Origin of the sequence: Sutcliffiella sp. FSL R7-0096 (genome assembly GCF_038595065.1) — a bacterium.
In the GTDB taxonomy this organism is placed as follows: domain Bacteria; phylum Bacillota; class Bacilli; order Bacillales; family Bacillaceae_I; genus Sutcliffiella_A.
The window spans coordinates 4685810-4701427 of the sequence record NZ_CP152003.1 but is presented as its reverse complement, the minus strand read 5'-3'; the positions used below and the strand labels follow the sequence as shown (position 1 = coordinate 4701427).

Annotated in this window: 12 protein-coding genes; 9 read left to right on the top strand and 3 right to left on the bottom strand. The window is 46.9% G+C overall.

Annotation, left to right across the window (positions count from 1 at the left end):
- The first annotated feature begins 124 nt into the window (after nucleotides 1-124).
- A complete protein-coding gene (locus MKY77_RS24000) occupies nucleotides 125-640 on the top strand; it encodes a YwhD family protein (RefSeq protein ID WP_339148099.1) in 516 nt (171 codons plus the stop codon).
- A gap of 328 nt (nucleotides 641-968) precedes the next feature.
- On the opposite strand, the gene MKY77_RS23995 is transcribed toward MKY77_RS24000, so the two are convergent.
- Nucleotides 969-3041 carry a PBP1A family penicillin-binding protein gene (locus MKY77_RS23995; protein WP_339148098.1) on the bottom strand — a complete coding sequence of 691 codons (2073 nt, stop codon included), beginning with the start codon at nucleotides 3039-3041 and terminating at the stop codon, nucleotides 969-971.
- 565 nt (nucleotides 3042-3606) lie between these two features.
- Between MKY77_RS23995 and speE the strand changes: the two genes are divergently transcribed.
- The 5 genes from speE to MKY77_RS23970 all read left to right on the top strand — a co-directional run bounded on the left by speE (nucleotide 3607) and on the right by MKY77_RS23970 (nucleotide 8421).
- Nucleotides 3607-4434, top strand: coding sequence for a spermidine synthase (gene speE / locus MKY77_RS23990; protein ID WP_237662756.1), 828 nt, complete (start codon nucleotides 3607-3609; stop codon nucleotides 4432-4434).
- Nucleotides 4435-4758: 324 nt separating this feature from the next.
- On the top strand, nucleotides 4759-5631 hold the full coding sequence (gene speB / locus MKY77_RS23985) for an agmatinase (protein WP_237662757.1): 873 nt from the start codon (nucleotides 4759-4761) through the stop codon (nucleotides 5629-5631).
- A 396-nt stretch (nucleotides 5632-6027) separates the two neighbouring features.
- Complete coding sequence (locus MKY77_RS23980; protein ID WP_207556172.1) at nucleotides 6028-6483, top strand: DUF1934 domain-containing protein; 456 nt, start codon at nucleotides 6028-6030, stop codon at nucleotides 6481-6483.
- Nucleotides 6480-8150 carry an arginine--tRNA ligase gene (gene argS / locus MKY77_RS23975; RefSeq protein ID WP_339148097.1) on the top strand — a complete coding sequence of 557 codons (1671 nt, stop codon included), beginning with the start codon at nucleotides 6480-6482 and terminating at the stop codon, nucleotides 8148-8150. The genes MKY77_RS23980 and argS overlap by 4 nt, the downstream gene beginning before the upstream one ends.
- Nucleotides 8151-8244: 94 nt before the next feature.
- Complete coding sequence (locus MKY77_RS23970) at nucleotides 8245-8421, top strand: DUF1427 family protein (RefSeq protein WP_339148096.1); 177 nt, start codon at nucleotides 8245-8247, stop codon at nucleotides 8419-8421.
- Between the two features lie 67 nt (nucleotides 8422-8488).
- Here the strand turns inward: MKY77_RS23970 and uvsE are convergent, their stop codons facing one another.
- On the bottom strand, nucleotides 8489-9442 hold the full coding sequence (gene uvsE, locus MKY77_RS23965) for a UV DNA damage repair endonuclease UvsE (RefSeq protein WP_339148095.1): 954 nt from the start codon (nucleotides 9440-9442) through the stop codon (nucleotides 8489-8491).
- A gap of 26 nt (nucleotides 9443-9468) precedes the next feature.
- Nucleotides 9469-10674 carry a cardiolipin synthase gene (gene cls, locus MKY77_RS23960; protein ID WP_339148094.1) on the bottom strand — a complete coding sequence of 402 codons (1206 nt, stop codon included), beginning with the start codon at nucleotides 10672-10674 and terminating at the stop codon, nucleotides 9469-9471.
- Between the two features lie 266 nt (nucleotides 10675-10940).
- Between cls and MKY77_RS23955 the strand changes: the two genes are divergently transcribed.
- The 3 genes from MKY77_RS23955 (at nucleotide 10941) to MKY77_RS23945 (ending at nucleotide 15425) form a co-directional block, all read left to right on the top strand.
- Nucleotides 10941-13055, top strand: a complete 2115-nt coding sequence (locus MKY77_RS23955; RefSeq protein ID WP_339148093.1) for a (Fe-S)-binding protein — start codon at nucleotides 10941-10943, stop codon at nucleotides 13053-13055.
- A gap of 308 nt (nucleotides 13056-13363) precedes the next feature.
- Nucleotides 13364-14542, top strand: coding sequence for an acetyl-CoA C-acetyltransferase (locus tag MKY77_RS23950; protein ID WP_339148092.1), 1179 nt, complete (start codon nucleotides 13364-13366; stop codon nucleotides 14540-14542).
- 28 nt (nucleotides 14543-14570) lie between these two features.
- Complete coding sequence (locus MKY77_RS23945) at nucleotides 14571-15425, top strand: 3-hydroxybutyryl-CoA dehydrogenase (RefSeq protein ID WP_339148091.1); 855 nt, start codon at nucleotides 14571-14573, stop codon at nucleotides 15423-15425.
- Nucleotides 15426-15618 lie beyond the last annotated feature (193 nt).

The following is a 15618-nucleotide window of genomic DNA, read 5'->3' as shown; positions in this document are numbered from 1 at the left end:
CCTTTGGGCTTCTATTGTTTTTCCATCTCTCATAAATTATTGTATAATGAAAAGAAAAGCGCAAGTGGCAGGAACGCATCAGCCACTCTAGCGCGGTTACATAAAAGGTAAGGGGGCAAGAAGGATGGATCAGGAAAAGAAAAAGAAACCGATTGGCTTTAATATCATAAAAAATGACCCGACAGATGGGCACGGCGGATTCGGGATCGGGGCATTGAGCCTCGATAATGTGTCACCTGTATTTGTAGATGTGGAAGGCGGAGAAGCATTTGTCGACATCGGTGCGATGCATGCGCGCAGCACGGTAGAACGCGGCATCAAGTTCCTTCCGAATAAGGAGGATGTGCCGAACGGAAAACCGTACTGGCTTGTTTGGGTAACGATTGACCGCAAGCAAGAAGGACCGTATTATGCCGGTGTGACGGCGTGTGAAATGACGGTGGATCGTGAAATCCGCAGAGGCTACAAATCGCTTCCGGAGCATGTCAATAAAATGGATAAGTCGATGAAGCGCCACATCATGGTGGACCACATGGATGATCGCTCCAAAGCTATCCTGCAAAACTATCTGGAGTCACATGACAAAGGAATGTGGGAACGAGCATCAGAGGATCTGAAAAAAGGATTGGCTACAAACTAATTTGTCAAGAGCTTACCAAAAATAAAGTTGTGACATTTTTTTGAATGTTCGACTCTACCTACTTGAGTTATTACGACAAAAAAAGTAAACTTAACCTACATGTGTAGAACACATGGAAAGCTAGGACACCTAAAACCCCCGGGAGACATCCCGGGGGTTTTAACTTTTTCAGGATATTATTTATTTACCTCGTTTACTCCCTTTTGCGTTCCAGGTGTTTGCTTATCCTTAGGGCGGTGCTTGAGCCTCATCCCAACGATCGGGGGTCTCAAGCTACCGCTATCTCCCTAGGGAGTCTCACACCTTGCACTTCATTCAAAAGGGGGAATTACATCCAAGGCACAAACTTCTTCCACCACTTCTTCGGTGCTTCCTCTTTAGGACTTTCTTCCGGTGCAGTTTCTTCTGTCGAACCGTCATTCAAGTGGGCCATGCAATATTCCGTCGGCTCCGTTCCCTTTATATAGTAGCTCAACCGGGAAACAGGGCAGTCGCTTGTGGCAAGAAGTCCGCTTTGAGGATTGACCTGCACCCCGACGACGCCTTCTGTTGGAGCGAAAGCCATGACCGATTTGTTATCCAGGGCGCGTTCCATAAAGCCAGCCCACAGATTTTTCGCATAATGCTTTTCTTCCCAAAGTGTGATGGATTGGTCGCGGTCATAGCCTGTCCAGACAGCACTGACAAGCTGTGGCGTATACCCGATCATCCAGCTATCGGTTTCTGTAGAGCCAGACTTACCTGCATACGGCCTTGTCAGCTGGTCACGGATGGCATTTCCGGTGACTGCCATATAGCCGTTCAAGGCGGGATCGAACATTCCTGTCATCATATGGTTCAGTACAAACGTGACATCAGGATCCAACAGTTGTTTTGTTTCTTTTTCCCGCTCAAAAAGTACCTCCCCGCGATAATTCACTACTTTTTCAATAAAGACGGGCTTGACCGCTTTTCCTCCATTGGCAAACACACTGTAGGCATTGGCCATATCAAGCACCCGGACTGGGGAGGTCCCAAGTGCAAGTGATGGGACATCCTTCACCTGTGACTTGATACCAAGCTCTTTTGCCTGCTTTGTCAGCTCTTTCTCGCCAAGCAACAGATGCGTTTTTACGGCATAGATGTTATCCGACAAAGGTAGTGCTTGCATCATCGTCAACGTGTCGTTGGCATAATAGTTATTGAAATTGTGTGGCGTGTAGGTCGAGCGCCCTTCATCCACCTGGAAGGTCGTCACTTCACTCCGGAACCCGGTCGATGGGGTGAATCCTTGTTCAAGCGCCCGGTAATACAGTAGCGGCTTGAAGGTGGACCCTGGCTGTCTTTCCGCCTGCGTCACCCGGTTATAAGGGCTTTCTTCATAATCCCTTCCCCCGACAAGCGCCAGCACCCTGCCTGTTTTCGGGTCCATGGATACAAATCCGACCTGCATCGAGGACTCCGGATTGAACGTTTTCTCGACTTCTTCCTCGGCGATGGCCTGGAGTGCGGGATCCAAGGTGGTATAGATATGGAGTCCACCCATCTCCAACTCCTCTTGCAGGTTCAGTTCATTCCTGATAACAGCCCTTACCGCATCCTGAAAATAAGGAGCCATGAATTCTTTCGGCAAATGCTCACGATTGCCGTAGGTCAGTGGCTGTGCCAAAGCTCCCTCGACTGCCTCTTTCGTTAGGGAGCCGTTTTCCACCATGGAATTCAGGACCACTTGCTGCCTTTGGCTAGCCCGCTCGCTGTCCACATAAGGGGAAAATACCCCAGGACCTTTCGGAATTCCGGCAAGCATGCTTGCTTCTGACAACGTCAATTCTTTTGCAGGCTTGTTAAAATAGTAATAAGACGCCGATTCAATCCCATAAGCGCCATGGCCATAATAAATCGTATTCAAATAGCCCTCAAGGATCTCTTCCTTCGAGTAGTTGGCCTCAATTCTAATGGTATAAAGGGCCTCTTCCATTTTGCGCTTCCACGTCTTGTCATGCACAAGGAAAAGATTCCTCGCATACTGCTGGGAAATCGTGCTCGCCCCCTGAACCTTCGCGCGAGCCTTGATATCTGCTAGGATCGCACCGCCAATTCGCTTTGGATCAAAGCCATGATGGGTGAAAAAACGTCGATCTTCCACCGCGATCGTCGCATCGATCAAATAGGGAGAAATATCCTCAAGCGAAACCCAATATCGCTTTTCGCCACTATGAGCCTCCCCGATAATCGAGCCATCCTTGCTATAGATAATCGAAGACTGCGTCACAGAAAGGGGAGGGGCACCCTTAGATTTTGCATAAATCCACACACCGCCGAACAGCAGAAAGAAAGAGATTGATAGGATAATTCCAATAAAAAATAAAGCACGAACATATTTAATTACCTGCTGAAACCGGTCATTAGTGATTAACTCCACTTTTCTCAACCCCCTATCTGTTAGCGTGAGTATTAGTAATAAAAATAATTAATTTAGAACCCTAGTTGATTGCAGTGTAAGGCGCGCAGACTCCTCGAAAATGCTAACGCATTTTCTTCGTGCGATGAATCGCTCACGTAGCCTTCCTTGTCCAGCGGGAGGAAGGGACTTGGGAGACCCCGCAACGGAGTGAGGAGGCTCCCGGACCGCCCGCGGAAAGCGAAGCGCCTGGAACGGAAATCAACAGCTATATATAGAATCAAAATAATATAGTACATAAACAGTTTTTATTTCCTAGTATGAAATTCTTTGAACCTTTTTAAACATTTATGAAAAAATAAAATTAATACTTGAATTTTCGCTAGATTCATCTATACTTTTTTCTTGGTGATTAGAAAAGCGGAGGCAGTTTTTTGTGCACAGCCCGAGCAAGAAATCCCGATTAATCAATGTTTCATTTTTTATCGATAGGGAACGATAAAAACGAGCATTTAACGATAGAAACTAACGCTTATGGTCGCAAGTCAGATAGATCATTTTACTTTGGAAGGGAATGTTGTACAAAATGGAATTATGGTACACAGAATATCAAACAAAAAACTTCGGAATCACAGCGAAAATCAAACGCACTTTACATACAGAGCAGACGGAATTCCAAAAGCTTGATATGGTGGAAACAGAAGAGTTCGGCAACATGCTTGTATTGGACGGCATGGTAATGACGACACAAAAGGACGAGTTCGTTTACCACGAGATGGTGGCACACGTGCCATTATTCACTCACCCTAACCCGGAGAACGTGTTGGTTGTAGGTGGAGGAGACGGCGGTGTAATCCGTGAAGTCTTAAAGCACCCGAGCGTGAAAAAAGCGACACTTGTAGAAATCGACGGAAAAGTAATCGAGTACTCCAAAAAGTACCTTCCTGAAATTGCAGGGGAGCTAGAAAACGAACGCGTGGAAGTGAAGGTCGGCGACGGCTTCATGCACATCGCGGAAAGCGAAAACGAGTATGATGTCATCATGGTAGACTCCACGGAGCCAGTTGGACCAGCTGTAAACCTATTCACAAAAGGCTTCTACGCAGGAATCTCCAAAGCATTGAAAGAAGACGGTGTATTCGTAGCGCAAACGGACAACCCATGGTTCACACCAGAACTGATCACAACGGTACAACGCGACGTACGTGAAATCTTCCCGATTACACGCCTTTACATCGCAAACATCCCTACATACCCAAGCGGCATGTGGACATTTACCATCGGATCCAAAAAACACGACCCACTGGAAGTAAGCGAAGACCGCTTCCACGAAATCGAAACCAAATACTACACAAAAGACCTGCACAAAGCAGCATTCGCCCTACCAAAATTCGTTGCAGATTTAATCAAGTAACGCGGTAGAAGGTTAATAAGATAAAAGGGGTCTGACCCTCAACGCTTTAAAGCGCTAAGGGTCAGACCCCTTAAATAAATTTATCATAATAAGAGGGTTGTAAAAGAGATGCTTCAAGATAAAAATTGTCCCCCTGTTGATTGAAGTGCAGGGTGTGAGACTCCTACGGGAGGTAGCGGTAGACTTGAGACCCCGCAGGCAAAGCCGAGGAGGCTCAAGCACCGCCCCGTGGAAAGCGAACACTCGGAACGCAAATCAACAGGGAGTTAACCAGGTAAGTACTCTTTTCACGAAACCATACCCTCGATAAAGGAGGAACCCCCAATGCGTTTTGATGAAGCATATTCAGGCAACGTATTTATTAAAAGCCACCCAAGCTTTGAAGATAGCCAAGCAGTAATCTACGGCATGCCGATGGACTGGACCGTCAGCTACCGCCCGGGATCCCGCTTCGGTCCATCCCGTATCCGCGAAGTTTCGATCGGACTGGAAGAATACAGCCCGTACCTCGACCGCGAGCTAGAAGAAGTAAAATATTTCGATGCCGGCGATATCCCATTGCCATTCGGTAACCCACAAAAAAGCATCGAAATGATTGAAGAATACATCGATGGACTTTTAGAAAAAGACAAGTTCCCACTTGGAATGGGAGGGGAGCATCTTGTATCTTGGCCTGTCATCAAGGCGATGTACAAAAAGTATCCGGATCTTGCCATCATCCACATGGACGCTCACACAGACCTTCGTGACGACTATGAAGGCGAGCCGCTTTCCCACTCCACACCGATCAAGAAAGCAGCAAACCTGATCGGCCCGACGAATGTGTACTCATTCGGAATCCGTTCCGGCATGAAGGAAGAATTTCAATGGGCGAAGGAAGTGGGCATGCACATCTCCAAATTCGAAGTGCTTGAGCCATTAAAAGAAATCCTTCCGACACTTGCAGGCCGTCCGGTTTACGTAACGATCGACATCGACGTCCTTGATCCTGCACATGCGCCTGGAACAGGAACAGTGGATTGCGGTGGTATCACATCCCGTGAATTGCTTGCATCCATCCATGCAATCGCAGGCTCCGATGTGAATGTAGTTGGAGCGGACCTTGTGGAAGTTGCGCCAATCTATGACCCGTCCGAGCAGACTGCCAACACAGCGAGCAAACTGATCCGTGAAATGATTTTAGGTTGGGTGAAATAAGAGTTAGTGATTCAGCCCTGTTCTCTGAGCGCGAAAGTGCTTGGGGTATAGGGTTGTTTTTTGCTAAACATAAGGGTATTTAAGGTGGATTTTGCGAAGTATACTTGAGTTCTCATCTAAACCCTTCATAAGAATGTGGAATTCCGTCATACTGAGTGATAATCCCATTTCAACTCCTCAGTATCCCTTCACAAGCACCCATAATCCCGTCACAAACCAAATTGTCTCCCCTCATAAAGCAGACCGAAGACCATTTCTCCTCCCAAAATCCATCAATTTTCCCTTCCAATCCATATCCTCTATTGAACTCACGCCACTACTTGTTTTATACTATGAAGGTTATAGATAAATCGACGCGAACCAATAAGCGTAATAGATAAAAGGATGTGGGGCCAGATGGCTGACAATCAAAATCACTTAAAGATGCCGATAAAGGTGACGTTCCAGTCGGAAATAATACATGCGGATAATGACAGGGAATTTGTTGTGTTTGGAGCAGATGGTCAATACTACATAAAAGGTGAATCAGAATACATCGTCTTCTCAGAGGAACTCGAAGGGAAGGAGAAGGTCGATTGTTTTTATAAAATTACGGACAAAGAAGTACGCCTGAAGCGCTCAGGTGACATCAACATGCTGCAATCCTTCCGTGCCGGTGAAACGACAGAAGGAAGCTACCAGGGCGTTGGCGCAGGTTTCCAGTTTGAAACGGAAACCGAAAAAGTGGTCATGATGAAGGATCCCGAAAAGAAAAGAGGCTGTTTACAGCTCGATTATAAATTGAAGGTTCAAGACCAAATAACCGGTCAATACTTGATAACAATCAACTACGAGGAGGAACAGGCAAGATGAATATAGTAGAACAAGTACAAGAACGCCTGAAAGCCGAGATTAAAGCTTCCGTTCTGAAAGCAGGCTTGGCAACAGAAGAACAGATTCCGGACGTTGTACTGGAAACACCAAAAGATAAAGCAAACGGGGACTACTCCACCAATATGGCGATGCAGCTTGCACGTGTTTCGAAAAAAGCGCCACGCATGATTGCGGAAGAAATCGTGAAGAATTTCGACCAATCCAAAGCTTCCATTGAAAAGATTGATATCGCAGGGCCTGGCTTCATCAACTTTTACATGGATAATGCCTACCTTACAGAGCTAATCCCGACGATCCTGAATGAGGGATCCAACTACGGTCGTTCCAACGTCGGTAACGGTGAAAAGATCAATGTCGAGTTTGTTTCTGCAAACCCTACAGGCGACCTTCACCTTGGACATGCACGTGGCGCGGCAGTGGGGGATTCCCTATGTAATGTACTCGACAAGGCAGGCTACGAGGTAACACGCGAATATTACATCAATGACGCTGGTAACCAAATCAACAATTTGGCGCTTTCAGTTGAGGCACGTTACTTCCAAGCGCTTGGTCATGACATGGAAATGCCGGAAGATGGCTATCATGGAAAAGACATCATCGGGATCGGGCAGGCAATCGCAGATGAGTTCGGCGACCGTTTCGCCAACGAATCAGAAGAGGATCGCCGCAGCTTTTTCCGTGAATATGGCTTGAAATACGAAATGAAAAAATTGCAACAGGACTTAGAAGAGTTCCGCGTTCGTTTTGACGTATGGTATTCCGAGACTTCCCTATACAACAACGGAAAAATCGACGAGGCACTATCTACCCTTCGCGAACAGGGCCACATCTATGAAGAAGAAGGAGCGACATGGTTCCGCTCCACAGAATTTGGCGATGACAAAAACCGTGTATTAATTAAAAATGACGGCTCTTACACCTATCTGACGCCGGACATCGCCTACCATCAGGATAAACTGAAGCGTGGTCATGACAAGCTGATCAACATCTGGGGAGCAGACCACCACGGCTATATCCCTCGTATGAAGGCGGCAATCGAAGCATTAGGTTACGGAAAAGACGCACTGGAAGTGGAAATCATCCAACTTGTTCACCTTTTCCAAAACGGTGAAAAAATGAAAATGAGCAAGCGTACCGGTAAAGCGGTGACGATGCGTGACTTGATGGAAGAAGTGGGCTTGGATGCAGTACGTTACTTCTTTGCTATGCGTTCAGGCGATACGCATCTTGACTTCGACATGGACCTTGCCGTATCACAGTCCAACGAGAACCCGGTATTCTACGCACAATACGCGCACGCACGTATTTGCAGCATGCTTCGCCAAGGAGAAGAACAAGGCTTAAGCTTAGAAGGGGACTTCGCGCTTGAACACATCTCTTCTGAAAAAGAGATCGACCTTTTGAAAAAGCTAGGGGAATACCCACTTGCGGTAGCGGAAGCGGCAGAAAAACGCATCCCTCACCGTATCACGAACTACACATTCGAACTGGCATCCGCATTGCACAGCTTCTACAACGCGGAAAAAGTATTGGATCCTGACAACCAAGAAAAATCCAGAGCGCGTCTCGGTTTGATGAAAGCCGTTCAGACCACGCTGCAGGATGCACTTAAGCTGATCGGGGTTTCTGCACCTGAGAAGATGTAATCCCATAAAGCTCTCTACCTGATTTTAGAGTAGAGAGCTTTCTTTTGGCCAAAATAACTAACATAAGACAAAAACAACAAGGGAGTTTTCAACAATGAAAGAAAGCTTACTCGCACTTGCAACAGGCATGGTCGTAGGATTCCTCTTTGCCCTATTCCGCCTGCCAATCCCAGCACCACCCGTATTCTCCGGAATCGTAGGAATCGTCGGCATCTACCTCGGTTACCGCCTATTTACTTGGGTGGCTCCGATCTTTCAATCAGGCAACTAAAAAAGATCAAAAAGGGGTCTGACCCTCACCGCTTTAAAGCGCTGAGGGTCAGACCCCTTTTATCCCTTTACCACTCCACCGCACCACCGCTAATCCGCTTCACCCCTCGGATTTTTCCGATGTCTTCGCACAGCTGCAGTGCTGCTTCATCTTTCCTTTTTGCTTCTACCATAAAATCGACATCTTCCCCTAAGCCAACAACGACTTTCAAAAACTCCATCAGAAACTGCAGATTCACATAGTCCGCATGGTGCCGCAATTTCTTCTCCGAAATAGGGGAGGAGATATGTATCTTTGGAATGATGCCGATATCCTTCCACGTCGCATACACCCGTGGCAGCAACTCCTCCCATGATACAGAACTCGGATTGGCGTATTCATGATGGTAATCGAACGCAAGTGGGATCCCAAGCTCCTCGCACAGCACCAAGGTCTCCTCCGTTGTATAGGTCTTATCATCATTCTCAAGCGTCATCCTCGCCCGGACCTCATCAGGAAGCGCCACAATATTTTCACGGAATCGTTCCACCGCTTGCTCCTTATTTCCATACGCCCCACCTATGTGGATATTGATGGTGCCCTCATCCTCCAAGCCCATCGCCTTCAGCATCTCGTAATGGTAGACCATATCAATCACTGCATTCTCCGTGATATGCGGCTTATCGCTCGTGAACAGTGTAAACTGATTGGGATGAAAGCTCGAACGCATCCCATAGCGCTTCACTAAATCCCCGATCTCCTTGAACTCCTTTTCAAACTCACTGACAAAATCCCACTTCACATCCGGATGGGTGGCAAGCGGGACAATGGAGGAGGAGAAACGGAATACTTGGATTTCATGGGCGATGCAGAAATAGATGGTACGTAGCGTGTTCTTCAAATTTTCACGGGTCACCGAAAGCAGCTTATCCCTTCCCTCATCAGCAGACATCTTTTTATAACGTGTATATGTCAACGCCCTGGCAGGGGAGGCCTCCCAGAGCGTCCAAGACTGTGATACAAATCCAAAACGAATCCTCATGAAACAAGCGTCTCCTTTCAAAAAAATCACATCAACGGAGAAAGGAACTTAGAGAGCTGTTCCCGACTTTTATCCATAAATGAACGTTTCTGAATAAACTCAAGCGTCAGCTTTTCCGAATTATGAATGTCCTTGTGAATCTCCTCAACCGTTCTTTGGACGAATTCCTTATCAAATATCAAACAGTTAATTTCATTATTTAAAAATAGACTTCTCTTATCAAAATTTGCTGTTCCGATATCACAGGTGTGATCATCAATGACCATGATCTTTGCATGATAAAAACCAAGATAAAACCGGTATACTTCCGCACCGGCAGGAATGATTTCTTTAAAGTAAGGAAAGGCTGCATCCATGACAAGTGGATGATCAGCTTTTGCGGGAACAAGGATCGTGACTTTTACACCGCGACCGAGCGCAGCCAGAAGCTCATCCAACAACCGATCACTTGGAATGAAATAAGGGGTGCAAATAATGATCGATTTCTCCGCCCGTTGCATAAGGGTGACAAACGTTTCGGTTAATTTACTGCCATTGGTCGGTACAAGCTCGTGGGTAATCGGCCCTGATGTGGCAACGGGGTAGTAAGCATCTCCCCACTCACGGGAAGGAACGTCCCCGGCCTCTTCCCAGTTTTGGAGGAACTGTGATTGTAGGTCCTGTACACCCTCACCTTCAAGTTTCAGATGATAGTCCCGCCACACGCCGAACTTCGGATCCTGTCCCAGATATTCCTTTCCAATATTAAAACCGCCAACATATCCGATTTTTCCATCCACCACCGTAATTTTCCGATGGTTACGTTGATTGATACTGAAAAAGAAAAACGGAAATGCAGGCCTATGATGGAATTCCACTTCAATGCCATGTGATTTCAATTCTTTCACTGTGTCTTTTTTTACATCAAACGAACCAAAATAATCAAGAAGCAGCCGCACTTCAATGCCTTGATCTGCCTTTTCCTTTAAAATTGATAAAAACTCTTCACTTGCATGGTCGTTGCGGACCATGTAAAAAAGAGAGTGAATATGATGGCTGGCGTTGCGCATATCATGAAACAAATCTTTATAAAGCAGGTTTCCATCGGAATAAAGGAGGATGTCACCCTGTCTTTTTGGGAACTTCAATCTTTTTTCCTCTTTCAAATGCTTCTTTCGTCCTAAATGCAAATCAATCGCCAGCCAAGCGATAAATATTCCGATTGCCAATAACACATACAAAACTGCTTCCATGCTTATCCCTCCCGCTTACACGTCCATTTAGTTTTTACGTAAAACGGCAATCTTATCCTATAACTAATTACCCATACCCACATTCCTTGAAAATAAGCCACAGAATTTCAACTAAATGTGTTGACTGAATGCTCATTCAGTTATAAGATAAAGGTAAATTACTAAAGTTCTGAAAATTATATTCTTTCCAAACATTGAGGCTCTTTCGTAACAAAAAACACGCAAACGGCCGACAGTAAAAGGGGACACGAAAGGAGTGGAGAGATGTGAGTAACGGTTTATTGATCGCCAATTGGATTTTAACGATAATTGTAACCGCTTACGCAGTATCGCTATTTGTTTACTTGATCAGAACAAGGATTCAATTCATCAAGCTTGGTAAAAAAGTTGAATTCGACAATAAAGTAAAAGAACGATTAGAGAAAGTCTGGGTCAATGTTTTTGGCCAGAAAAAATTATTGAAGGATAAGAAAAGTGGAATCATCCACGTTATGTTCTTCTACGGATTCATCATGGTGCAACTGGGGGCCATTGACCTGATCATCAAAGGACTTGCTCCAAATGCGCATTTACCGCTTGGACCATTGTATCCGGCCTTTACATTTTTCCAAGAGCTTGTAACCTTGATGATTCTAGTAGCGGTGGTATGGGCCTTCCATCGTCGTTATGTGGAAAAATTAGTTCGCTTGAAAAGAGGCTTCAAGTCTGGGCTTGTCCTATTATTTATCGGGGGACTGATGCTGTCCGTACTATTTTCAAACGGAATGGGACTCATCTGGCATGACCATGGTTTGACATGGAGTGAGCCGGTGGCATCCTTATTCGCACTAATGTTCAGCTGGATCAACGAAACGGCTGCCATTGCATTATTCTATGTCGGCTGGTGGATCCATCTGTTATTCCTATTAACATTCTTGGTCTACGTGCCGCAATCCAAGCATGCGCATTTAATTGCAGGGCCAGCGAATGTATTTTTCCACCGTACAACCAACGCTGGGAAACTGGAAAAGATCGATTTTGAAGACGAAACACAAGAAACATTCGGTGTGGGGAAAGTGGAAGACTTCACCCAATACCAATTGATCGATATGTACGCATGTGTCGAATGTGGCCGCTGTACCAACATGTGTCCGGCTACAGGCACAGGAAAAATGCTTTCACCGATGGATTTGATCGTTAAAATCCGTGATCACCTGACGGACAAGGGAGCGGCCATCACGTCCAAATCCCCTTGGGTACCAACTTATGCGTTCAATAACACACAAGGAAATCAGCTTGCCATGGCGGCTGCCGGGAAAGGTGCACAAGAAAGCGCGGCAACGATTGAATACAGCCCGAGCCTGATCGGCGATGTCATCACAGAAGAAGAGATCTGGGCATGTACGACCTGTCGTAACTGTGAGGACCAATGTCCGGTAATGAACGAGCATGTCGATAAAATCATCGACCTACGCCGTTACCTGGTCCTTACAGAAGGAAAAATGGATGCCGATGCACAGCGTGCGATGACCAACATCGAACGCCAAGGAAATCCTTGGGGCCTGAACCGCAAAGAGCGCGAAAACTGGCGCGAAGCAGCACCAGAGGTAAGCATTCCAACCGTAAAAGAAATGAAAAAAGCAGGCGATGAGTTCGAGTATCTGTTCTGGGTAGGGTCCATGGGATCTTTCGATAATCGCTCCCAGAAGATCGCCATCTCTTTTGCAAAATTACTGAATGAAGCCGGCGTGAAATTCGCGATTCTCGGCAACAAGGAGAAGAACTCCGGAGATACGCCGCGCCGTCTAGGAAACGAATTCCTATTCCAGGAGCTTGCAACAAGCAACATCGCGGAATTCGAGAAAAACGAAGTCAAAAAAATCGTCACGATCGACCCGCATGCTTATAACATTTTCAAAAACGAGTACCCTGATTTCGGACTCGAAGCCGAAGTTTACCACCATACAGAAGTGTTGGCGGATCTTGTGAAAGAAGGCAAACTCACACCAGTACACGAGGTGAAAGAAACCATCACGTATCACGATTCTTGCTACCTCGGAAGATACAACGAAGTATACGAGCCGCCTCGTGACATCCTGAAAGCCATCCCAGGTGTAAAAGTGGTCGAAATGAACCGCAGCCGCGAAACGGGAATGTGCTGTGGAGCTGGTGGAGGACTCATGTGGATGGAAGAGGATACAGGCACACGCGTCAACGTCGCCCGTACCGAACAAGCACTCGAAGTCGCACCAAGCGTCATCAGCTCCGGCTGTCCATACTGCCTGACGATGCTTTCCGACGGCACGAAAGCGAAGGAAGTAGAAGAAAATGTCGGCACATATGACGTCGCAGAACTGCTTGAGCGCTCTGTCATCGGCGAAAAAAGAGAATTAGTATCTTAATAGAATAATAGATCCAAGCATAAAAGGTGTACGTAGTTTGCTGCGTGCACCATATGCTTTTCATCCAAACTGAGCGGTCGTTCAGTTTTTAAAACAGATTAATTGTAAGCGGTAACAAAGTGTTTGCGGGATTTCCCCTTATTGATTGGAGTGTAGGGGGTGAGACTCCTACGGGAGGAAGGGACAGGGAATACCCCTGAAGCGTTGTGAGGAGGCTTAAGCACCGCCACTAGGAAAGCGAACACCTGGAACGCAAAGCAACTGGGAGTCAAAGCGAATTTTTAAAAATAAAAAGGAGGAAATCAACCATGGGAAAAACAGTAATCGTTAGCGGAGTTCGTACACCAATCGGCCGATTTGCAGGAGGACTAAGCACCCTATCAGCCTCAGACCTTGGCGCTGTCGCCATCAAAGAAGCTTTATCAAGAGCAAGCGTATCAGGTGACCAAGTAGGCGAAGTCATCATGGGAACCGTCCTTCAAGGCGGCCAAGGCCAGCTTCCATCAAGGCAAGCTTCCCAAAAAGCCGGCCTCCCATGGGAAGTACGCACGGAAACCATCAACAAAGTATGCGCATCCGGCATGCGCAGTGTCACACTCGGCGACATCCTCATCCGCTCCGGTGAAGAAGAGGTCATCGTAGCGGGCGGAATGGAATCCATGAGCAACGCACCATATATGCTACCAAAAGCAAGATGGGGCCTTCGTATGGGCGACAGCACCGTGCAGGACTTGATGGTCCATGACGGCTTAACTTGTACCTTCACAGGCGTGCACATGGGGACATATGGAAACAGCGTGGCAAACGAAATGGAAATCACTCGAGAAGACCAGGATGCATGGGCATATAGGAGTCACCAGCGCGCCATTGAAGCAACAGAAAAGGGCACTTTTGATGCAGAAATCGTCCCAGTTTCCGTACCACAGCGAAAAGGGGACCAAATTGTCGTGAGTAAGGATGAGTCTCCGCGTAAAGATACATCCATTGAAAAACTCGCGAGCTTGCGACCGGCATTCGACCATGACGGGACTATCACAGCAGGAAATGCACCAGGCGTGAATGACGGAGCTAGTGCACTTGTGCTGATGAGCGAAGATCGTGCGGAAAAAGAAGGGAAGGAAGTGCTTGCGACCATCCTTGGTCATGCCTCCATCGCAGTGGAAGCAAAGGATTTCCCGAAGACTCCGGGACTTGTCATCACGGAACTTTTAAAGAAAACAGGAACAAAGCTTGAAGACATCGATCTTTTTGAAATTAACGAAGCCTTCGCGGCGGTTGCGTTGGCATCTGCAAATCTTGCAGGGCTTGATCTGGAGAAAGTGAATGTAAACGGCGGTGCAGTAGCACTTGGACATCCGATCGGAGCAAGTGGAGCACGTATCATCGTTTCGCTGATCCATGAGCTGAAGCGTCGCGGTGGTGGACTTGGGATTGCCTCCATCTGCTCAGGTGGCGGTCAGGGCGATGCAATTTTGATCCAAGTATAAGCAGAAATTTTTTAGGAGGAAATTGAACATGACAATTCAAAAAGTAATGGTGATCGGCGCAGGGCAGATGGGCTCAGGGATCGCGCAGGTTTGTGCGATGGCCGGCTATGACGTATATATGAACGATTTGAAGCAGGAATTTTTGGACCGCGGGTTTGCGGGCATCACGAAAAATTTAAGCAGATCCGTGGACAAAGGCCGCATGACGGAGGACGAGAAAACCACCGTATTGGGTCGCCTGCAAACGACGACCGCCCTTGAAGATGCGAAGCATGTCGACATCGTCATTGAAGCGGCAGTCGAAAACATGGACATCAAAAAGAAGATTTTCGCAGAACTTGACCAGCACGCTCCAGCTCACACGATTTTAGCGACAAATACATCTTCGCTTCCTATCACAGAGATTGCGGCAGCAACGGGCAGACCTGAAAAGGTAATTGGGATGCACTTCATGAACCCGGTTCCTGTCATGAAGCTTGTCGAAATCATTCGCGGCTTGCAAACAGCAGACGAAGTATACGGTGCGATTGAAGATATGACGAAAAAGCTTTCCAAAGTGCCGGTGGAAGTGAACGACTTCCCAGGATTCGTATCCAACCGTGTGTTGATGCCAATGATCAACGAGGCAATTTTCACCGTTTACGAAGGTGTAGCAACGCCGGAGGCAATCGATGAAGTAATGAAGCTTGGCATGAACCATCCGATGGGGCCTTTGACACTTGCCGATTTTATCGGACTCGACACTTGCCTGTACATCATGGAAACCTTGCATGAAGGCTTTGGGGATGACAAATATCGTCCATGTCCATTGCTAAGAAAATATGTGAAAGCTGGCTGGCTGGGCCGCAAGACGGGCCGAGGATTTTATACGTACGAGACGTAATAGGGGCTTGATGGCAAGAGGTCACTGGAAAACGGAAAACTTTTAGCGATTGATAATTTCCAGCTGTGGATTGGAGCAAATACGAAGACTCCTGCGGGGGAGTAGCAACAATGTTGAGACCCGCAGGGCATAGCCCGAGGAGGCTCAAGGTCGCCCTCTAGATAAGCGAATCTACTTGCGGAAATCAACAGTG